Annotated in this window: 14 protein-coding genes; 10 read left to right on the forward strand and 4 right to left on the reverse strand. The window is 63.0% G+C overall.

Going from position 1 to position 20831, the window contains the following annotated elements; all coding sequences use genetic code 11:
* Positions 1 to 41: 41 nt before the first annotated feature.
* The 6 genes from FHT02_RS09335 to rplA all read left to right on the forward strand — a co-directional run bounded on the left by FHT02_RS09335 (position 42) and on the right by rplA (position 5400).
* Positions 42 to 2066: a PAS domain-containing protein gene (locus tag FHT02_RS09335; protein ID WP_184086767.1), complete on the forward strand. Its 2025-nt coding sequence runs from the start codon at positions 42 to 44 to the stop codon at positions 2064 to 2066.
* Positions 2067 to 2329: 263 nt separating this feature from the next.
* Positions 2330 to 2941 (forward strand): YqaA family protein, encoded by a 612-nt coding sequence (locus FHT02_RS09340; RefSeq protein ID WP_246352282.1) that lies wholly within the window; start codon positions 2330 to 2332, stop codon positions 2939 to 2941.
* A gap of 284 nt (positions 2942 to 3225) precedes the next feature.
* Positions 3226 to 3423, forward strand: coding sequence for a preprotein translocase subunit SecE (gene secE / locus FHT02_RS09345; protein ID WP_184086769.1), 198 nt, complete (start codon positions 3226 to 3228; stop codon positions 3421 to 3423).
* Between the two features lie 10 nt (positions 3424 to 3433).
* Positions 3434 to 3973, forward strand: a complete 540-nt coding sequence (nusG, locus tag FHT02_RS09350; protein ID WP_184086771.1) for a transcription termination/antitermination protein NusG — start codon at positions 3434 to 3436, stop codon at positions 3971 to 3973.
* A 298-nt stretch (positions 3974 to 4271) separates the two neighbouring features.
* Positions 4272 to 4703 carry a 50S ribosomal protein L11 gene (gene rplK / locus FHT02_RS09355; RefSeq protein ID WP_184086773.1) on the forward strand — a complete coding sequence of 144 codons (432 nt, stop codon included), beginning with the start codon at positions 4272 to 4274 and terminating at the stop codon, positions 4701 to 4703.
* A gap of 4 nt (positions 4704 to 4707) precedes the next feature.
* Complete coding sequence (gene rplA, locus FHT02_RS09360; RefSeq protein WP_184086775.1) at positions 4708 to 5400, forward strand: 50S ribosomal protein L1; 693 nt, start codon at positions 4708 to 4710, stop codon at positions 5398 to 5400.
* Positions 5401 to 5469: 69 nt separating this feature from the next.
* Here the strand turns inward: rplA and FHT02_RS09365 are convergent, their stop codons facing one another.
* A complete protein-coding gene (locus tag FHT02_RS09365) occupies positions 5470 to 6033 on the reverse strand; it encodes a L,D-transpeptidase family protein (RefSeq protein ID WP_246352283.1) in 564 nt (187 codons plus the stop codon).
* A 359-nt stretch (positions 6034 to 6392) separates the two neighbouring features.
* Here FHT02_RS09365 and rplJ point away from each other — a divergent pair, with 359 nt between their 5' ends.
* Positions 6393 to 6908: a 50S ribosomal protein L10 gene (gene rplJ, locus FHT02_RS09370; RefSeq protein ID WP_184086777.1), complete on the forward strand. Its 516-nt coding sequence runs from the start codon at positions 6393 to 6395 to the stop codon at positions 6906 to 6908.
* A 59-nt stretch (positions 6909 to 6967) separates the two neighbouring features.
* Positions 6968 to 7345: a 50S ribosomal protein L7/L12 gene (gene rplL, locus FHT02_RS09375; RefSeq protein WP_184086779.1), complete on the forward strand. Its 378-nt coding sequence runs from the start codon at positions 6968 to 6970 to the stop codon at positions 7343 to 7345.
* Positions 7346 to 7486: 141 nt separating this feature from the next.
* Here rplL and FHT02_RS09380 read toward each other — a convergent pair whose 3' ends face one another.
* From FHT02_RS09380 to FHT02_RS09390, 3 genes are all read right to left on the reverse strand, one after another.
* Positions 7487 to 8143 carry a hypothetical protein gene (locus FHT02_RS09380; protein ID WP_221239390.1) on the reverse strand — a complete coding sequence of 219 codons (657 nt, stop codon included), beginning with the start codon at positions 8141 to 8143 and terminating at the stop codon, positions 7487 to 7489.
* An 882-nt stretch (positions 8144 to 9025) separates the two neighbouring features.
* Positions 9026 to 9889: a TonB family protein gene (locus FHT02_RS09385; protein ID WP_184086782.1), complete on the reverse strand. Its 864-nt coding sequence runs from the start codon at positions 9887 to 9889 to the stop codon at positions 9026 to 9028.
* Positions 9890 to 9914: 25 nt separating this feature from the next.
* The gene (locus FHT02_RS09390) at positions 9915 to 11804 is read right to left on the reverse strand and encodes a CocE/NonD family hydrolase (protein WP_184086784.1); all 1890 of its coding nucleotides are present in this window, start codon (positions 11802 to 11804) and stop codon (positions 9915 to 9917) included.
* A 385-nt stretch (positions 11805 to 12189) separates the two neighbouring features.
* Here FHT02_RS09390 and rpoB point away from each other — a divergent pair, with 385 nt between their 5' ends.
* Both rpoB and rpoC read left to right on the forward strand, forming a co-directional pair.
* The gene (gene rpoB, locus FHT02_RS09395) at positions 12190 to 16374 is read left to right on the forward strand and encodes a DNA-directed RNA polymerase subunit beta (RefSeq protein ID WP_184086786.1); all 4185 of its coding nucleotides are present in this window, start codon (positions 12190 to 12192) and stop codon (positions 16372 to 16374) included.
* An 84-nt stretch (positions 16375 to 16458) separates the two neighbouring features.
* A complete protein-coding gene (gene rpoC, locus FHT02_RS09400; protein WP_184086788.1) occupies positions 16459 to 20748 on the forward strand; it encodes a DNA-directed RNA polymerase subunit beta' in 4290 nt (1429 codons plus the stop codon).
* Positions 20749 to 20831 lie beyond the last annotated feature (83 nt).

Genomic DNA, 20831 nt, shown 5'->3' on the forward strand with positions numbered 1-20831 from the left:
TGGGCCATCGGACCGCCCCCGAGGGCAGCAAGATCCTGATCATGGCACCTTTCGGGCGCGATGCCGAAAGCGCGCGCGAGTTGCTTGCAGCGCATGGCTACAATGCTGAAACCTGCCCAGACTTGGCCTCCGTCGCCGCCAATCTTGACGATCAGGTGGGTGTCATTCTCCTGACGGAGGAAGCGTTGGCCGGAGATCGACAGCAGCTTGAATGGTCGCTCGCCGCTCAACCTGCCTGGTCTGACGTGCCGATCGTATTGCTTGCTGCCCGCCGGGCGGGGCACCCGCAGGCAATCGAGAAGAGCCGAGTGGCATTGATCGCTTCTTTCACCAATGCGATCGTCCTTGAGCGCCCGATCGGTTCAGCGTCGCTAACCAGCACGATCGCATCCGCGATGCGTTCGCGCCAGAAGCAGTTCGAATCCCGCGACCGCTTGCTGGAGGTGGATGCGGCGCGTCGGGCGACTGAAGCAGGCGAAGCGGAGTTGCGACTGGTGGCGGATGCGCTGCCCGTGTTGATCGGCTTCGTTGACTCGGATCTTCGCTACCGCTTTGCCAACAAGGCGTATGAGCATTGGATGTACATGTCTCCCGACGAGGTGATCGGTCGGGATGTTCGTGAGATCGTCGGCAAAGAAGGTTTCGCCGTTCGCGAGGCGGCGATGCGCCAGGCGCTGTCCGGCGATGAGGTTCGTATCGAACTGTCTTGGCCGCATCGTGACGGTCGACGTCGGGACGCGGAAATTCGGTACCTGCCACGGCGTGCCTCGACCGGCGCGGTCGACGGCTTCTACATCTTTGCGCTCGATATCACCGAGCGGCGAGAAGCTGAGGAGGAACTGGAGCGCAGGGTCGCCGAGCGGACCGAGGCGCTTCATAGCGAGATGGAGCGTCGGACCAGCGCGGAAACCGCATTGCGCCAAAGCCAGAAGATGGAGGCGGTCGGGCAGCTTACGGGCGGCATCGCGCACGATTTCAACAACATGTTAACCGGCGTCATCGGCGCCATGGACATCATGAAGCGCCGCCTTGCCGCAGGAAGAACCGACGACCTCGCGCGCTTCATGGATGCAGCGTCCAGCTCTGCGCAGCGTGCTGCCGCGCTGACCGCCCGCCTCTTGGCGTTCTCGCGGCGACAATCGCTCGACATTCGTCCGATCGACGTCAACACCCTGATCGCCTCATTGCAGGACCTGCTGCAGCGCTCGGTCAGGGAGAATATCACGCTCAGGGTGGTGCCCGGCCCGGGTCTGCCTCAAGCCACTACAGACGCCAATCAGCTCGAGAACGCGATCCTCAACCTTGTCATCAATGCGCGCGACGCCATGCCGCAGGGCGGCGCGTTGACGATTGAAACAAGCGAGGTCGAAGTGGACGTCGCGTACGCGTCCGCCCGCCCGGAGATCAGCCCCGGCCGATATATCGTCGTCGCGGTGTCGGACACCGGCGTAGGCATCGCACCCGATCTGCTCGACCGGATCTTCGAGCCATTCTTCTCGACCAAGCCGGTTGGCCAGGGCACAGGGCTGGGGCTCTCAATGATCTACGGTTTCGCCCAGCAGTCCGGCGGGCAGGTGCGCGTCCACAGCCAGCCGGGGCAGGGCACGTCAGTGAAGCTGTTCCTTCCCGCTTCCACGCTGGAAGAGCGGGCGGTCGTCGATGACACTACGCCCGCCGCGATCGAAGGAAGCGGGCAAGCCGTTCTTCTGGTTGAGGACGACGAATCAGTGCGCCTGCTTGTTCGCGCCGTGCTGGAGGAATTGCGCTACAACATTGTTGAAGCGCGGGACGCAGCAGAGGCGCTGCCGGTGCTCTCGTCCGAACGCCATTTGGATCTTCTGATCTCCGACGTCGGGCTCCCGGGCATGAATGGACGCCAACTCGCGGAGCTCGCCCGTGAGCATCGCCCCGACTTGCCGATCCTCTTCGTGACGGGCTACGCCGAGAATGCGGCGATACGCTCGGGCTTTCTTGGTACCAACATGAGCATGATCACCAAGCCTTTCGCGATCGACGCATTAGCCGCGAAGATTGCTGGAATGATCCCGACCAGCCCAGTTGCGTGAGCGCGCGCTAGTGTCGTCCGTGACGTAATGGAAGCGCTCTCGGATCAAGGTAGCAATCGAGCCGAGCCGCAGAACTGCGCTTTCACTACTTTCGGTCGCTATGTTCCGCGAGACATTACGTCGTGTCCCGGCAAAATAGGTGCTGACGGCGGTGACCCTCACCTCTCGTGCGGGAGGCGGCATATGCAAGCCGGACACAAGCTCAAAGCCTTATCTCCTCCGATGGCGCATTCGCGCTTCCGCTGCACCTGCGAATAGGGCAGATGCTGCTCGCAACGATCTATTCCGGAGACTGCATGTTTCGCGCGATGTACGACTGGGTCTTGCGCATGGCGCATCATCGCCACGCGATGCGCAGCCTTGCGGCGATTTCTTTCGCGGAAAGCAGCTTCTTCCCAATCCCACCGGACGTAATGATGGTGCCGATGGTGCTCGCGCGCCGCGAACAGGCATTTCGCATCGCCGCGATCTGCACGGCCGCCTCCGTGATCGGCGGCATGTTCGGCTACGCGATCGGCTATTTCCTGCTGGAGAGCATCGGTCAGTGGGTAATCAACCTGTACCACATGCAAGACAAGGTCGGGCAATTTCAGGCGATGTACGGCCAATACGGCGCCGCGATCATCCTGCTGAAAGGGCTGACACCGATCCCGTTCAAGCTAGTGACTATCGCCAGCGGCATCGCCCAGTTTAACTTCCCGCTTTTCGTGATCCTCGCAACGATCACCCGCGGCGCTCGCTTCTTCATAATCGCTGCGTTGCTCAAGCGCTTCGGCGAGCCCGTGCAGGCCTTTATCGAGAAGCGGCTGAACTATTTCGCCTGGGGTTTCCTGATCCTCCTGGCCGCCGGCTTCGCCGCGGTCGCCTATCTCTGACATGTTGCCACGCGAGGAAGCGCGTAGTTTGCGCGGCAGCGCGACGAACCTCCCTGCGCCTCCACACCTCCGCGGGAACCTTTTACTTTCTTTACGACCTCATGCCTCGGCATGAAACGCCGCAAGCGGCCGTCCACCACCCCGCTTGCTTTCCGCGCCCCACGTCGCTAGGTACCCAACCCAATCCGACAGCGTGATGGGAAAGCGCCGGCTCCTTTTGGAAGGGTCCGGCAGCGGACCCATGCCTCGCTCAAGGAACAAGTTTGAAGCGAGGATAGCCAGCGGTGGCCAAGACCAGTCCCGTCGAATTCGTGAAACAGGTCCAGGCCGAGACCAAGAAGATCGTGTGGCCCTCGCGCCGCGAGACGGTCATGACCGGCGTGATGGTTGTGATCATGACCACCCTCCTCGGCATGTTCTTCTTCGGCGTGGACGCGATGTTCGACGCGATCGTCCGCTTCCTCCTTAGCCTCGCGCAGTAAGGATCAACAGATGTCGCGCTGGTACATCATCCACGCTTATTCGGGTTTTGAGGGCAAGGTACGCGACCAGATCATGGCCGACGCCACGCGTCTGGGCCTCGACCGCCTCGTCGACGCAGTTGAAGTACCGACGGAGACCGTTACGGAAGTCCGCCGCGGCAAGAAGGTGCAGTCGGAACGCAAGTTCTTCCCCGGCTATGTCCTCGCCAAGCTCGAGATGAACGACGACGTGTATCACTTGGTGAAGAACACGCCAAAGGTCACCGGCTTCCTTGGCTCGTCGGGCAAGCCCCAGCCGATCAGCGAGGCGGAAGCCGCGCGCATCCTGAACACCAAGGATGAAGCTGCGGCAGCCGCACCCAAGGCGAAGCTCAAGGTCGATTACGACATCGGCGACACCGTCAAGGTCACCAGCGGCAACTTCGCAACCTTCTCGGGCGTGGTTGAGGAGCTCGACTACGACAAGAACCGCGTCAAGGTGTCGATCTCGATCTTCGGCCGCGCCACTCCGCTGGAACTGGGCTTCGAGGACGTCGAACGCGTGAAGTGAGCGCCTGAATGGGTTCACGGGATCTAGAGGTCGGGGCGAAAGCTCCGGCCTTTCTCGTTTTCACCCCCACCGGCGGCATCCTCCCCTTCGGATCGGATCAAGTCCGAGTGCCAAGAAGGGAGAGCGGGGCTCGCACCGACTTCTTGTAAATCAATGCGATTGCCTGCCAGCAACTTCTGCGCTATGGGCGCGCACTTCCAAAGCCACAGCAATGGAAACACGTGCGGGAGGATGCCTCAGCATCCGCCTGAACCGCTAAACTTGATCGGGGCCGCCAAAGCCCCTGAAAGAGAGTGACATGGCAAAGAAGATTACCGGCTATATCAAGTTGCAGGTGCCCGCTGGCGCCGCAAATCCGTCGCCTCCGATCGGCCCTGCCCTGGGTCAGCGCGGCGTGAACATCATGGAATTCTGCAAGGCGTTCAACGCGCAGACCGGCGACCAGGAAAAGGGCACCCCCCTTCCCACCGTCATCACCGTCTATGCGGACCGTTCATTCTCGTTCGAGACCAAGACGCCTCCCGCGACCTACCTCATCAAGAAGGCCGCGAACCTGAAGTCCGGTTCGAAGGAGCCGGGGAAGGTTTCTGCCGGAAAGATCAAGCGCTCGCAGCTTTCCGAGATCGCGACCGCGAAGATGAAGGACCTGAACGCCAACGACATCGAGGCAGCGACCAAGATCATCGAAGGCTCCGCCCGCGCGATGGGCCTCGAAGTGGTGGAGGGCTGAGAACATGGCTAAGCTGACCAAGAAGCAGAAGAACTGGACGATCCCGGCCGAGAAGCTGCACGGTGTCGACGAAGCGATCGCGCTGGTGAAGTCCAACGCAACCGCGAAGTTTGACGAGACCGTCGAAGTCGCGCTGAACCTGGGCGTTGATCCACGTCACGCAGACCAGATGGTCCGCGGCGTCGTGACTCTGCCCAAGGGCACCGGCAAGACCGTGCGCGTTGGCGTGTTCGCCCGCGGCGCCAAGGCTGAGGAAGCCACCGCCGCCGGCGCGGACGTCGTCGGCGCCGAGGACCTGATGGAAGCCATTCAGGGCGGCAAGATCGACTTCGATCGCTGTATCGCAACTCCGGACATGATGGGCCTTGTCGGCCGCCTCGGTAAGGTGCTTGGTCCCAAGGGCCTGATGCCGAACCCGAAGCTTGGCACCGTGACCATGAACGTCGCCGCCGCTGTGGAAGCAGCGAAGGGCGGTCAGGTCGAGTACCGCGTCGAAAAGGCCGGCATCATCCACTCCGGTATCGGCAAGGCATCGTTCCCGGCTGAGGACCTGCGCGCGAACTTCGACGCTCTGGTCGACGCGGTCGTTAAGGCCAAGCCGACCGGCGCCAAGGGCAAGTACCTGAAAAAGGTCGCGCTTTCGTCCTCGATGGGTCCGGGCGTTAAGATCGATACGGCGGAAGTCGCCGCCGTCTGATTGCTTCATAGCGTCGGATCAGAAAGGGCCGGGAGCGATCCCGGCCCTTTTTTCGTCCGCACCAGCGTTCTAGCCGTAAAATTGCGGCAACCAGTTCCGAGTCACCGTCACTCGATCGCCCAGCTTCGCCGCGCGAAACAGCAGAGCGGCGAATTCGTCAGGCAGGCCGATGCAGCCATGGGTGGCGTAACGGTTGTCGACCGTGTCCCCGCTTCCGTGCAGTGCAATGCCAGTCCAGGTTAGCCGGAGCATGTAAGGCATTGGCGCATGGTAGATGTTGGAGATATGGTCGCGGTCCTTCTCCAGAATCTTAAACGATCCCAGTGGCGTCGGCTTGTCATCATTGCCGTAGATCAGGATCGTCCGCCCGATCTCCACGCCGCCGCGATAGACATACAGCCGGTCCCGCGCGATGTCGGCGACGATCTCGATCCGCCCGACAGTTGCTCGCGCTGGTTCCCAAAGATACTCCCCTTCCGCCAAGTCGGCGTCGGGGGCGAGTATCTCCGTGACGATCGGTACGTCCGCGGCGCGAGCAGGTGCGGCAAGGAATATTGGCAGCAGCAGTGCCAGCAGCATCAGCAGCCGACTCGTTCGGGTGAAGTTCGCTAGGCGCGCGTAAAGCTCAGTCATGCGGCACGATATCGCGCCGATACGCGCCCTGCCCAGCCCCACTTCGCGGCTGTGCCGCCGGGGCACACCGTGATCGCACATTAACCGGACTGGGCAAGCGACAGAGGCAATTGACTTTCATGGGAGTATCGCTATCAGCGCCGCTTCGCCTGGGTGCTTGCGCCCATGCGTTCCGTCCGAGACAGCGAGTGACCGGGATCTGCCGGTCTTAATTTCTCGCCAAGACGGGGACAGAGTTCACGGAGTGCCGCACTAGCGGCGCCTCCGGGTCATGCCAGGGTCCAATCTCCGGCTGACGATCGTGCCCCTCGGACTTGTGTAACCGGAGCCTTTCGAGGCTCCATAACGAGGAGACCGGCATGGATCGTTCCCAGAAGGCCGATGCCGTTGCCGAGCTGAACCGCACCTTTAGCGAGGTTGGCGTGGTGGTTGTCACCCGCAATCTCGGGATGACCGTCAAGCAGTCGACGGACCTCCGCAACAAGATGCGCGACGCCGGTGCGAGCTACAGGGTCTCGAAGAACAAGCTTGCCAAGATTGCCGCTGAGGGCACCGATTATTCGGTGATCTCGGACCTGCTCACGGGTCCGACGGCGCTCGCCACTTCCACCGATCCCGTGGCTGCTGCCAAGGTCATCGCGGAATTCGCCAAGACGAACGACAAGCTCGAGATCGTCGGCGGAGCAATGGGCGCGACGCTGCTTGATGTGGAGGGCGTGAAAGCGCTCGCGACGATGCCGTCGCTGGATGAACTGCGTGCCAAGATCGTGGGGCTCATCGTCGCTCCCGCGACCAAGATCGCAACCATCACCCAGGCGCCGGCCGCGCAGATTGCGCGCGTCCTTTCGGCATATGCGGAGAAGGAAGCCGCCTGAGCGGCCCCTTCTTTCGAGACCAATATTCAACAACCTATCTGATTTGATTGGAGTTTATCATGGCTGACCTTAACGCAATCGTCGACCAGCTGTCCGAGCTGACCGTTCTCGAAGCAGCCGAGCTGTCGAAGCTGCTCGAAGAGAAGTGGGGCGTCTCGGCCGCTGCTGCTGTTGCAGCTGCTCCGGCTGCTGGCGGCGGCGCCGCTGCTCCGGCTGCTGAAGAGCAGACCGAGTTCGACGTGATCCTCACCGGCGACGGTGGCAAGAAGATCAACGTCATCAAGGAAGTCCGCGCGATCACCTCGCTCGGCCTGACCGAAGCCAAGGCACTCGTCGAAGGCGCTCCGAAGGCCGTCAAGGAAGGCGTGTCGAAGGACGAAGCCGAGAAGATCAAGAAGCAGCTGGAAGAAGCTGGCGCGACCGTCGAGGTCAAGTAAGCGTCAGCTGCACACCGCAGCGAAAAGGAAGGGCGGCTCCCAACGGAGCCGCCCTTTTTTTCATGAACGGGGCAGAGCCGCCGCTTCGGCGAACCCGCATAAGAGCTGCACACGCAACTTCTGCGATACAGTCCTTCCCTCTCAGGCCGCGGCAGCCGCCTTGGGAAAGTAGCGCGTAGCAGCGAACGGCCCAGCAACGGGGCGATCGAGCCAGATCGGCCCAAGCTTGCCTCCCTGCCCTGAAGTTCCGATCAGGAAGTCGGCGCCAAATCGTCGGATCGAGATACCGGAACGCCATCTAACGTCGACAAATACCATCGGCACGAACATTGGCTTGGCCGCCAGTTGAACGACGTGCAGCGCCCGCCGCGGCAGCGACAGGCGCACCGGTATGCGCCCGCCAGACGCCGACGCCAGATCGAACGGCGGGACCACGCCATCCCCAAGCACCGTTGCCGCGTGATACGCAGCAGAGTGGCGATCCTGCTCTGGATTTGCGCTCAGCATCGTTAATTGAACCCGTACATTCTCCGCCGGCCCGAGCTGGCGATTCCCGAGCAGAAGTTCGAGTTCGATGATCACCTCATCCGTCGTCACGCTCAGCCGCTGTGGACGCAGCCGGATGTCGAAAGGATCCTCTCGCCCTCCGGCGGGCAGCGACGGTACGGCCGGCTTTTCCGCAGGCGGCGATATACCCGGCAGCTTGCGTGGGACCGGGGCAGGCTGCGGCAAGACTGCTTCTTGTTGAACGACCTCCTCGTCCTCGACAGTCCGCCGGCCAAGCTGGCGATAGCCCACAAACCCAAGCGCGACTGCGGCTCCGCCGATCAGTGCCCATAGCCATGCAGGCAGATCGCGGGAGCTCGAAGCGTCCACGGCTGGTGTCGGAGCGATGTCGGGTTGCGAAAGCGACGCTGGCACTTCCGACTGCTGAGGCGGTGGGGTAGGCGTCGGTGCGGTGGCAGTTGGCGGCTGCGGCTGCGGCTGCGGTGATTGCACCGGTTGCGGAGAAGCTCGCTCCGCGCGCTGCGACTCCGGTGCCACCTGCCGCTCCGCTTGAAACGCCGGCTCGGCGCTCGGCGGGGCGGTTGCGTCGGGTGTCGGATCAGGCGCTGGCGTAGGCTTCGGTGGCGCGAGGGTGAATCGCTCCGGAACAACGCCCGGCAATGCTCCCTCTGTCGGTGGCGGCGGAGCAGGTGTGGAAACGGGCGGCACCTCCTGCGCCAGCACGGGGGCGGCCCAGAGAGTCATTGCCACGGCGCTCATGGCCGAGGAGGCCCGCAGCATCACGTTCGCTTTCTCAAAGAGGTTCACGGCATGATCCTACCGCGTTCAAGCTGAACTTGCGCTGCATCCGACCGCGTGTCAGCAACCACTCGCCTCCCGTGGAGCCGCGAAAAGGGGATGTTGATGGTCCAGATGGCAGCACAGCGGCCGCAAGGGGCAATGCTCTGTCCAAATGCTTTGATTTTGTTGTAACGCCAGTGATCCGTTGCCGGGTAGCCCACTCGCATCATTCCCGGGAAGTATCACTGGGAATAGCGATGTAGTGGACACTCCGGCAAGTGCTGGATTGCGCTACAACGGATGCGGCGGGTGGTTGAGCGATTCACGTCGGCGGTGGCGGACTCCAAGGTGTGCGCGGAGTCGTTGATCTCGCTACGGCAATAGGCCTCAACCTCAACTGGCTACTTGCCAAGTCACCCGCTGCACGATGTACGAGCGGACGGGTTTGCCTGCCGCGTTCAGCGCCGGCTCCAGTTTTGCGCGGCGCGCCACCAACTTACAGGTCAAGTCGGCGAAATCATCCGGGTTCGTCCGGTCCAAGACGTGGCAACCGGTGATCTTGCCAGTCTCATCCACGTCGAGCCGGAATTGGACGAAGCCATTATGGCCCATCCTGACAGCCTGCATCGGGTAATCGCTGGCACTGAGCCACTGGGCAGGCGCTTGCCTTCCCCTAGCGGGACGGCTCAGACTCGCCTGCTCCTCCGGATCGTAGCCCCAACTCTTGACCAGATGAGTCTGGCACGCGCGGAGCTGCGCCATCGCCTTGCCAAATCCGCCAAAATCCAGTCGGAACGGCTTTCGGTGCTGCAAGGTCACGGTCAGGCCCGAGATCGACGCTTCGCGTTCCGGAGTGAGAGCAGGCGCGTTCCCGTCCCGTTCGCTCCACCCATTGTCGAAGCGCACGCCGCTGACCCACAGCGCCTTTAGCTTGCCCGCATTGCCGTTCACGCTCTCCACCTCGATCGGCTCCGCAGACAACCCGAAGTCGAGCTTCACCTTGGTGCGTAGCTCCGTCGAAGAGACCCGGCGGCCATACAGGCCCAGCATGAAGCTTTCACTCGGCTCGTACCGCGTTATCCGCAACACGACCGGGTTCTTGACGTCACCGAATTGCGCCGCGAGATGGCAGGCGTCGTCATCATAGTCGGCGATCCAGGCACCGGTGCGCTTGAGCACCTCCGGCGCCTGTTCCTTTGCCGCAGCTGGCGCGGGAAGCGCCACGACTGCCAGACCGATCCACATCCCCCTGACCATCTGCCCCTCCCTTGGAGACGTCCCGCTATTTCGTTGGCGAATCCAGCGGCACGACCGGCAGCATTACGCTGCTCGACTGTGCGCCGCCATGGACGATCGACACCGTAGCCTTCTGGTAATCCGCCTTTTTGGCGAAGAAGATGTTCGGAACGTACTTCTGCGGGTTGCGGTCATAGACCGGAAACTGCGAAGACTGGATCTGGATCATGATGCGGTGACCCGGTTGGAAGACATGATTCACCGCGGGCAGCCGGAACTTATACTCCTGGACCTTGTTCGCCGGGATTGGCGTCGGGTTCGCGAAGCTGTTGCGGTATCGGCCGCGGAAAATGTCCATGCTGATCGGAAGCTGGTAACCGCCCATTTCGGGGGTGTTTGCCATCTCGTCAGGATAGACGTCGATCACCTTGACGACGAAGTCGCCATCGGTACCGGTCGTCTTCGCGAAGATATCGGCGATCGGGGCACCGGTGACGCGGACTGGCCTGTCGAGGACGGGCGTCGAATAAGTCAGCACGTCGGGGCGACCGTCAACGAAGCGCTGGTCCCATAGCAGATATGTTTTCCAACGGCCGTCGCCGAAGTTCACCGGGCGCGGCAAGTGCGGGACGGGCTTGTCGGGATCGGAGACATAGCTGTCCTCACCCCTGCCCGCAGGCGCGAAGCCGAGGCTTGAGCCCGCCTGAAGGTAGATGGGGGTGAGCTTGCTGGTGAGCGGCCACTGTTCGTAGCGGTCCCAGCGGTTCTCGCCGGTGTTGTAGAGCATCGCCTTGGGCGGGGTGAAGGCGGGAGAGCCGTCCTTCAGATAGGCGTTGAAGAAGGGCAACAGCACGTCGCGGCGGGCTTGCAGGGCCGTGTCCCCTTCGAAATTCAGCACGCCAAGCGACGAGCCATTATAATTGAAGCCTGAGTGGCGCCACGGGCCCATGAGGAGGAAGTTGCTGTTCGCTTGCGGCGTTTTCTGGAGCTCCTCGAAGGCGTGGATGGCGCCGTACATGTCCTCCTGGTCCCACAGGCCCTGTTCCCAAAGCGTAGGAACGTTGGACGGATTCTTCGCGAGCAGCTTGTCGAGCGCCTGCCCCTGCCAGAAGGCGTCGTATGCGGGGTGCGCTGCCATTCGGTTCCAGAATGGCAGCTGGTCGTAACCGAACTGCTTGGCCCAATCGCCCGCCGATCCGACGCGGCGGAAGGTTTCGTAATCGTCATAGCCGCCACTGGGGGGCGACTTGCCCGCGCCCTTGTAGCCGGTCTGGCTGGCGATCCAGCCGATATTGGCGAGGCGGAAGGCGCCGTGGTGGAACCAGTCGTCCCCCATCCAGCCATCGACCATCGGGCTTTCGGGTGCGGCGACCTTAAGCGCTGGATGCGGGTTTAGCAGCGCCATGACCACGGTGAAGCCTTCATAGGACGAGCCGAGCATGCCGACCTTGCCGTTACTCTCGGGCGTGTTCTTCACCAGCCAGTCGATCGTATCCCACGCGTCTGTGGTGTGATCGACCTCCGTGGGGTTGAGCGGGCCCACTGGTGGGCGGGTGACGACATAATCGCCTTCGGAGCCGTATTTGCCGCGGATGTCCTGGAAGACGCGGATATAGCCGGCTTTCACGAAAACCTCGTCACCCTCGCTCAGCATCGACACCATCTTGGTGCTGCCGATGCGGCGGGTGCGGCCGGCGGCGTTATAGGGCGTGCGGGTGAGGAGGATGGGCGCGTTGCGGACGCCCTTGGGAATCATGACGACGGTGAAAAGCTTGGTGCCGTCGCGCATGGGGACCATGACTTCGCGGCGGACATAGTCGTTCGCCTGGTTGGGGGCGGTGAAGTTTGGAGGAATGTCGTTGAAGGGAATCTGCTGCGCATGGCTTGCGGTGGCGAGAGTGGTGGCGGCGAGTAGAGCGACGAGGGACTTGCGCATGCGGATCTCCGAGGTTTGGCGCAGTTAAGCGTGGCGGCCAGCATCTTGTCTACGCGGAAAACGAGCCGGGCCGATTTTACGTTTTTCGCCGTTTCCCCACATTTTCAGCGCGTTAGACGTCGACCACCTGCCCCGCCCCGTTTGCGCCCCCCGCACCTGCCCCCTTTGACATGTTGGACATGGCGACCTATATCGCCCTCACACTACAGCACCGGGAAATGATGCGCCGTCGCGCAGCGCATCGATCGGATTGGGGCTGTGGATCGAGACGACGCCGAGAGCTGCCGGAATCCGAAAGGATATCGAGCGGCTTTTTCGCGTCGCTTCGCACGTCCCGGCCCCGGAAAGGGGCACGAATTTACGGCTGACGAGGCAAGAAAACCCTATGGCTACCAACGCGATCGAAAGCGGCGCCGCGACTGCGCGCGCAGGCTCGGGCGGCACGCTGAAGCGCCGCATCCGCAAGGTGTTCGGCGACATCCACGAAGTGGTGCAGATGCCGAACCTGATCGAGGTTCAGCGCGAATCCTACGAGCAGTTCCTGCGGTCCGATCCGTCGATCGGCTATGTGTCGGGCCTGGAAAAGACGCTGCGTTCGGTGTTCCCGATCCGCGACTTCGCCGGCACCGCCGAGCTGGACTTCGTCAACTACGAACTGGAAGATCCCAAGTTCGACGTGGAAGAATGCCGCCAGCGCGGCATCACCTACGCCGCGCCGATGCGCGTTACCCTTCGCCTGATCGTGTTCGAGGTCGATCCCGATACGGAAGCCCGGTCGGTGCTCGATATCAAGGAGCAGGACGTCTACATGGGCGACATGCCCCTGATGACGGGCAACGGCACCTTCTTCATCAACGGCACCGAGCGCGTCATCGTCAGCCAGATGCACCGGTCGCCGGGCGTGCTGTTCGATCATGACCGCGGCAAGACCCACGCCAGCGGCAAGTACCTGTTCGCCGCGCGCGTGATCCCGTATCGCGGCTCGTGGCTCGATTTCGAGTTCGACGCCAAGGACATCGTCAACGTCCGTATCGACCGCAAGCGCAAGCTGCCGGTCACGACGCTGCTCTATGCGCTGGGCCTGAACAGCGAGGACATCCTCAGCCACTTCTACAACCGCGTGACCTTTGTCCGCGGCGAAGGCGGCTGGCAGATCCCGTTCGCGGCAGAGAATTGGCGCGGCGCGAAGCCGATGTTCGACATCGTCGACGCCGCGTCGGGCGAGGTCGTGTTCCCCGCCGGCCAGAAGATCAGCCCGCGCGCGGCCAACAAGGCTGGCAAGGACGGTCTCCAGACGCTGCTGATCCCGACCGAGGAAGTCTTCGGCCGCTACAGTGCGTACGACCTGATCAACGAAGCCACCGGCGAGATCTACATCGAAGCCGGTGACGAAGTGTCGGCCGAGAATCTCGAACTGCTCGACAAGGCGGGCATCGACCGCCTCGAGCTGCTCGATATCGACCATATTTCGACCGGTCCGTGGATCCGCAACACGCTGAAGGTCGACAAGGCCGAGGAGCGCCAGCAGGCGCTGAGCGACATCTATCGCGTGATGCGTCCTGGCGAGCCGCCGACGCTGGAAACGGCAGAGTCGCTGTTCGCCGGCCTGTTCTTCGATCCCGAGCGCTACGACCTGTCGGCCGTGGGCCGCGTGAAGCTGAACATGCGCCTGGAGCTGGACGCCCCGGACACGCACACCACGCTGCGCACCGAGGACATCCTGGCGGTGGTCAAGACCCTGGTCGACCTGAAGGACGGCAAGGGCGATGTCGACGACATCGACAATCTGGGCAACCGCCGCGTGCGTTCGGTGGGCGAGCTGCTGGAAAACCAGTACCGCGTCGGCCTGCTCCGCATGGAGCGCGCCGTGAAGGAGCGCATGAGCTCGGTGGACGTGTCCACCGTGATGCCGAACGACCTGATCAACGCCAAGCCGGCAGTCGCTGCCGTGCGCGAGTTCTTCGGTTCGTCGCAGCTGTCGCAGTTCATGGACCAGACCAACCCGCTGTCCGAAGTGACGCACAAGCGCCGCGTGTCGGCACTTGGGCCGGGCGGTCTGACGCGTGAGCGTGCAGGCTTCGAAGTCCGCGACGTTCACCCGACGCACTATGGCCGTATCTGCCCGATCGAAACGCCGGAAGGCCCGAACATCGGTCTGATCAACAGCCTGGCGTCGTTCAGCCGCGTCAACAAGTACGGCTTCATCGAGACACCTTACCGCCGCATCGTCGACGGCAAGGTGACCAACGACGTGGTCTATCTGTCGGCAATGGAAGAGGCCAAGCACACGATCGCGCAGGCTTCGGCCGAGCTCGACGAAGAAGGCCGCTTCACCGAGGAGCTGGTGTCTTCGCGTCAGGCCGGCGAATTCCTGATGGCGTTCCCCTCCCAGATCACGCTGATGGACGTTTCGCCCAAGCAGCTGGTCTCGGTCGCGGCATCGCTGATCCCGTTCCTGGAAAAGGACGACGCCAACCGCGCGCTGATGGGATCGAACATGCAGCGCCAGGCCGTGCCGCTGGTGAAGGCCGAAGCGCCTTTCGTCGGCACTGGCATGGAAGAGACGGTTGCCCGTGACTCCGGGGCCGCCATTTCGGCGCGCCGCGGCGGCGTGGTCGACCAGATCGACGCGTCGCGCATCGTGATCCGCGCCACGGGCGACGTGAATGCGAGCGAGAGCGGCGTGGACATCTACACGCTGATGAAGTTCCAGCGCTCCAACCAGTCGACCTGCATCAACCAGCGTCCGCTGGTGAAGGTGGGCGACGTGGTCAACGCCGGCGACGTGATCGCCGACGGCCCGTCGACCGAGTTCGGCGAGCTGGCGCTGGGCCGCAACGTGCTGGTCGCGTTCATGCCCTGGAACGGCTACAATTATGAGGATTCCATCCTCATCAACGAGCGGATCGTGAAGGACGACGTGTTCACGTCGATCCATATCGACGAGTTCGAAGTGATGGCCCGCGATACCAAGCTGGGGCCGGAGGACATCACGCGCGACATCCCGAATGTCGGCGAGGAAGCACTGCGCAACCTCGACGAAGCGGGCATCGTGTATATCGGTGCAGAGGTCGAGCCGGGCGACATCCTGGTCGGCAAGATCACGCCGAAGGGCGAGAGCCCGATGACTCCGGAAGAGAAGCTGCTTCGCGCGATCTTCGGTGAAAAGGCCAGCGACGTGCGCGACACCTCGCTTCGCCTGCCGCCGGGCGTTGCCGGTACGATCGTGGACGTGCGCGTCTTCAATCGTCACGGCATCGACAAGGACGAGCGCGCGATGGCGATCGAGCGCGAAGAAATCGAGCGCCTGAAGAAGGACTCGGACGACGAGCGCAACATCCTCAACCGTGCGACCTGGTCGCGGCTTCGCGAGATGCTGCTGGGCCAGACCGCCACGGCAGCGCCCAAGGGCCTGAAAAAGGGTGTCGAGATCGACAGCGACCTGCTCGACAGCGTCGACCGCCACGAGTGGTGGAAGTTCGCGGTCGCCGACGACGCGGTTCAGAGCAATCTGGAAGCGGTGAAGGGCCAGTATGACGAGGCCGTGAAGCGCATCAAGGACAAGTTCGAGGACCGCCGCGAGAAGCTGGAGCGCGGTGACGAGCTGCCGCCGGGCGTGCTGAAGATGGTCAAGGTGTTCGTCGCGGTGAAGCGCAAGCTGCAGCCGGGCGACAAGATGGCCGGCCGTCACGGCAACAAGGGCATCATCAGCCGCATCCTGCCGCAGGAGGACATGCCGTTCCTGGAGGACGGTACCCCGGTCGATTTCGTGCTGAACCCGCTGGGCGTGCCTTCGCGCATGAACGTCGGCCAGATCTTCGAAACGCATCTGGGCTGGGCCGCACGTGGTCTTGGCCGCAAGATCGGCGACGCTCTGGACGCATGGCGTGCAGCCAATCCCAACCCGCAGGCCGGCGAACCGCCGGAAGCGGTGCGCGAGCTGTTGAACACCGTGTATGGCGAGAACTATGTCGACGAGATCGCGGCACGTTCCACCGAGCAGCTGGTCGACCTTGCGCAGAATGTCCGTTCGGGCGTTCCGATGGGTACGCCGGTGTTCGACGGTGCCGTCGAAGCCGACGTTTCGGCGATGCTGAAGCTGGCAGGGCTGGATGACTCAGGTCAGGTCGACCTGTTCGACGGCCGCACGGGTGACCGGTTCGACCGCAAGGTGACTGTCGGATACAAGTATGTGCTCAAGCTGCACCATCTGGTCGACGACAAGATCCACGCACGTTCGATCGGGCCGTACTCCCTCGTCACGCAGCAGCCGCTGGGTGGTAAGGCGCAGTTCGGTGGCCAGCGCTTCGGTGAAATGGAAGTGTGGGCGCTCCAGGCTTATGGCGCGGCGTACACCCTCCAGGAAATGCTGACGGTGAAGTCGGACGACGTGGTCGGCCGCACCAAGGTTTACGAAGCGATCGTCAAGGGCGACGACACCTTCGAGGCCGGCATCCCGGAGAGCTTCAACGTGCTCGTCAAGGAAATGCGCTCGCTGGGCCTGAACGTCGAATTGAAGAACTCGGAACTTGGGTTCGACAGCGACGGCGTGCAGATCGCGGCAGAGTAAGAGGAACCGGGGAGCAGCGGTTTACAAAACCGCCGCTCCCCGCCCCTCCTCGACCTGAGATTTATCCTCCCATGAGGAAATGACATGAACGAACTTACCAATTTCGCGAACCCGGTCGCCAAGCCGGAGACCTTTGACCAGATCCAGATCGGCATCGCGTCCCCGGATCGCATCCGTTCGTGGTCGTTCGGCGAGATCAAGAAGCCGGAAACCATCAACTACCGCACGTTCAAGCCCGAGCGTGACGGCCTGTTCTGCGCGCGCATCTTTGGTCCGATCAAGGATTACGAGTGCCTGTGCGGCAAGTACAAGCGGATGAAGTACAAGGGCATCGTCTGCGAAAAGTGCGGTGTCGAAGTCACGGTGTCGAAGGTGCGCCGCGAGCGCATGGGCCATATCGAACTGGCAGCGCCGGTTGCGCATATCTGGTTCCTGAAGTCGCTGCCGAGCCGCATCGGCCTGTTGCTCGACATGCAGTTGAAGCAGCTCGAGCGCGTGCTGTATTTCGAGAGCTACATCGTCACCGAGCCGGGCCTGACGCCGCTGGAGAAGTTCCAGCTGCTGACCGAGGACGAGCTGCTCGACGCGCAGGATGAATATGGCGAGGACGCGTTCTCGGCCGGCATCGGCGCCGAGGCGGTCAAGATCATGCTCATGGACCTCGACCTGGAAGGCGAGCGCAAGGAGCTGCTGGAAGAACTGGCGGTCACCAAGTCCGAGCTGAAGCCCAAGAAGATCATCAAGCGTCTGAAGGTCGTCGAGAGCTTCATCGATTCGGGCAACAAGCCCGAGTGGATGATCCTGGACGTCGTTCCGGTCATCCCGCCCGAGTTGCGCCCGCTGGTTCCCCTGGACGGCGGCCGCTTCGCGACCTCGGATCTGAACGATCTGTATCGCCGCGTGATCAACCGCAACAACCGCCTGAAGCGGCTGATGGAACTGCGCGCGCCGGACATCATCGTCCGCAACGAAAAGCGCATGCTGCAGGAAGCCGTCGACGCGCTGTTCGACAATGGCCGTCGCGGCCGCACGATCACGGGCGCCAACAAGCGTCCGCTCAAGTCGCTGTCCGACATGCTTAAGGGCAAGCAGGGCCGCTTCCGCCAGAACCTTCTGGGCAAGCGCGTCGACTATTCGGGCCGTTCGGTCATTGTGACCGGTCCTGAGCTCAAGCTGCACCAGTGCGGCCTGCCCAAGAAGATGGCGCTCGAGCTGTTCAAGCCGTTCATCTATGCCCGCCTGGACGCCAAGGGTCTGTCGATGACCCTGAAGCAGGCCAAGAAGTGGGTCGAGAAGGAGCGCAAGGAAGTCTGGGACATCCTGGACGAAGTGATCCGCGAGCATCCGGTTCTGCTGAACCGCGCGCCGACGCTTCACCGTCTTGGTATCCAGGCGTTCGAGCCGGTGCTGATCGAAGGCAAGGCGATCCAGCTGCACCCGCTGGTCTGCTCGGCATTCAATGCCGACTTCGACGGTGACCAGATGGCCGTCCACGTGCCGCTCTCGCTGGAAGCCCAGCTGGAAGCGCGCGTGCTGATGATGTCGACCAACAACATCCTGAGCCCCGCGAACGGCAAGCCAATCATCGTGCCGTCGCAGGACATGGTGCTGGGCCTTTATTATCTGTCGATGATGAAGGAGAACGAGCCGGGCCAGGGCATGCTGCTGGGCGACATGGCCGAAGTGCACCAGGCACTCGAGGCCGGCGCAGTGACGCTGCACACCAAGATCATCAGCCGCGTTCCGCAGACCGACGAGAACGGCAAGCAGTATCTGAAGCGCTACGAGACGACGCCTGGCCGCATGCTGCTGGGCGAGACGTTGCCGCAGTCGCACAAGGTGCCGTTCGAGACGGTCAACCGCCTTCTCACCAAGAAGGACGTGGGCGACGTGATCGACGAGGTCTATCGTCACACCGGCCAGAAGGAGACCGTGCTGTTCGCCGATGCGATCATGGCGCTGGGCTTCCGCCACGCGTTCAAGGCCGGCATCTCGTTCGGCAAGGACGACATGATCATCCCGGCATCCAAGGACGCGACGGTCGACGAGACCAAGGCCCTGGTGAAGGACTTCGAGCAGCAATATCAGGACGGTCTGATCACGCAGCAGGAGAAGTACAACAAGGTGATCGACGCCTGGAGCCGTTGCGGCGACCAGGTGGCGAACGCCATGATGGACGAGATCAAGTCGGTGAAGCATTTCGAGGACGGCCCCGATAAGGGCCGCGAGAAGCCGATCAACTCGATCTACATGATGGCGCACTCGGGTGCCCGTGGTTCGCAGGCCCAGATCAAGCAGCTGGCCGGCATGCGCGGCCTGATGGCCAAGCCGTCGGGCGAGATCATCGAGACGCCGATCATCTCGAACTTCAAGGAAGGTCTGACCGTTCTTGAATACTTCAACTCGACGCACGGCGCCCGCAAGGGTCTGGCCGACACCGCGCTCAAGACGGCGAACTCGGGCTACCTGACCCGCCGTCTGGTCGACGTGTCGCAGGACTGCGTCGTCATGGAAGAGGATTGCGGCACCGAGCGCATGCTCGAGATGAAGGCGATCGTGCAGGGCGGCTCGACCATCGCGTCGCTGGGCGAGCGCATTCTGGGCCGGACCACCGGCGAGGATGTGGTCGACAAGGACGGCACCGTCGTCATCCCGGCGGGCACGCTGCTCCACGAGGCGATGATCACGACGATCGAGGCGCTCAACGTGCCGGGCATGAAGATCCGCAGCCCGCTGGTGTGCGAAGCCAAGATCGGCGTGTGCGGCAAGTGCTATGGCCGTGACCTGGCCCGCGGTACGCCGGTGAACATCGGCGAAGCGGTGGGCGTCATCGCGGCGCAGTCGATCGGTGAGCCGGGCACGCAGTTGACCATGCGTACCTTCCACATCGGTGGTGCGGCACAGCTGAACGAGCAGTCGAACCTGGAAGCGCCGGTGGACGGCACGATCCAGTATCGCGACCTGCGCCTGATCACCGACCAGCGCGGCCGCCGCGTGGTGCTCAGCCGTTCGGGCGAGATCGCGATCGTCGACATGGACGGCCGCGAGCTCTCGGTCGACCGCATCCCTTATGGTGCGTACGTCACCGTCGATGATGGCCACATCATCAGCGCGGGCGACCGGATGGCGGAATGGGATCCGTTCACCATGCCGGTGATCACCGAAACCGGTGGTGTGGTGAAGTACCAGGACCTGATCGACGGCAAGACGCTGACCGAGCAGGCCGACGAAGCGACGGGCATCACCCAGCGCGTCGTTACCGAGAACCGCGGCGGCGCAGCCAAGAAGGAGGACCTTCGTCCCCGTCTGACGCTGACCGGCGATGCAGCAGGCGAAGCCGCCCGCTACATGCTCTCGGCTGGTGCGGTGCTCTCGGTCGAGGACGGTGCCACGGTGCAGGGCGGTGACGTTCTGGCCCGTGTGGCGCGCGAGTCCGCCAAGACCCGCGACATCACCGGCGGTCTGCCGCGCGTCGCCGAGCTGTTCGAGGCACGCATCCCGAAGGAAGCGGCGATCATCGCCAAGGTCTCGGGCCGCGTCGTGTTCGGCAAGGACTACAAGGCCAAGCGCAAGATCGGGATCATGCCCGAGGACGGCAGCGAGGTCGTAGAGTATCTGGTGCCCAAGTCGAAGGTGATCGACGTTCAGGAAGGCGACTACGTGAAGCGTGGCGACAACCTGATCGGTGGCTCGCCCAACCCGCACGACATCCTGGAGACGATGGGCGTCGAGCCGCTCGCCGAGTATCTGGTCGCCGAAATCCAGGAGGTCTATCGACTCCAGGGCGTGAAGATCAACGACAAGCACATCGAGGTGATCGTTCGCCAGATGCTGCAAAAGGTCGAGATCACCGACGGCGGCGACACCACGCTGCTGAAGGGCGAGCAGGTCGATCGCGACGAGATGAACGCCGAGAATGCGAAGCTTCAGGCCGGCCAGGCGCATGCCCAGGGCAAGCCGGTACTGCTGGGCATCACCAAGGCGTCGCTGCAGACCCGCAGCTTCATCTCGGCGGCGTCGTTCCAGGAGACCACCCGCGTCCTCACCGAGGCGGCGGTCCAGGGCAAGCAGGACACCCTGCTCGGCCTGAAGGAGAACGTGATCGTCGGTCGCCTGATCCCGGCCGGCACCGGTGCAGGCATGAACCGCCTGCGCGTCGCAGCCTCGTCGCGTGACGCCTCGCTCCGCGTCGCCCAGCGGGCAATGCAGGGTGCAGCGATCATCGCGCCGGATTCCGCCGAGCAGCAGCGTGCGGCCGAAAACGCCCGCACGCCGCGCGAGGACACCGGCACGGGTGACGATGCGCTGGCGAGCGTGGTCCCGAGCGGCCACGGCACCGACGCAGACGCCGGCGAGTATCTGAACGAGGAGTGAGACCCTCCCGTTCGGCGGCTCTGAAGCGCTGAACTGAACAACCGCCGTCCGGGGATGCCCGGGCGGCGGTTTTTCGTTGGTGC

The sequence above is a fragment of the Sphingomonas xinjiangensis genome (assembly GCF_014199255.1).
Classification (GTDB): Bacteria; Pseudomonadota; Alphaproteobacteria; order Sphingomonadales; family Sphingomonadaceae; genus Sphingomonas; species Sphingomonas xinjiangensis.

Excerpts from the sequence above, each read along its gene's own strand:
- FHT02_RS09335 (WP_184086767.1), top strand. The coding sequence starts at position 42 with ATGGCACCTTTCGGGCGCGATGCCGAAAGCGCGCGCGAGTTGCTTGCA.
- FHT02_RS09340 (WP_246352282.1), top strand. The coding sequence starts at position 2,330 with ATGCTGCTCGCAACGATCTATTCCGGAGACTGCATGTTTCGCGCGATG.
- nusG (WP_184086771.1), top strand. The coding sequence starts at position 3,434 with ATGTCGCGCTGGTACATCATCCACGCTTATTCGGGTTTTGAGGGCAAG.
- rplK (WP_184086773.1), top strand. The coding sequence starts at position 4,272 with ATGGCAAAGAAGATTACCGGCTATATCAAGTTGCAGGTGCCCGCTGGC.
- rplA (WP_184086775.1), top strand. The coding sequence starts at position 4,708 with ATGGCTAAGCTGACCAAGAAGCAGAAGAACTGGACGATCCCGGCCGAG.
- FHT02_RS09365 (WP_246352283.1), bottom strand. The coding sequence starts at position 6,033 with ATGACTGAGCTTTACGCGCGCCTAGCGAACTTCACCCGAACGAGTCGG.
- rplJ (WP_184086777.1), top strand. The coding sequence starts at position 6,393 with ATGGATCGTTCCCAGAAGGCCGATGCCGTTGCCGAGCTGAACCGCACC.
- rplL (WP_184086779.1), top strand. The coding sequence starts at position 6,968 with ATGGCTGACCTTAACGCAATCGTCGACCAGCTGTCCGAGCTGACCGTT.
- FHT02_RS09385 (WP_184086782.1), bottom strand. The coding sequence starts at position 9,889 with ATGGTCAGGGGGATGTGGATCGGTCTGGCAGTCGTGGCGCTTCCCGCG.
- FHT02_RS09390 (WP_184086784.1), bottom strand. The coding sequence starts at position 11,804 with ATGCGCAAGTCCCTCGTCGCTCTACTCGCCGCCACCACTCTCGCCACC.
- rpoB (WP_184086786.1), top strand. The coding sequence starts at position 12,190 with ATGGCTACCAACGCGATCGAAAGCGGCGCCGCGACTGCGCGCGCAGGC.
- rpoC (WP_184086788.1), top strand. The coding sequence starts at position 16,459 with ATGAACGAACTTACCAATTTCGCGAACCCGGTCGCCAAGCCGGAGACC.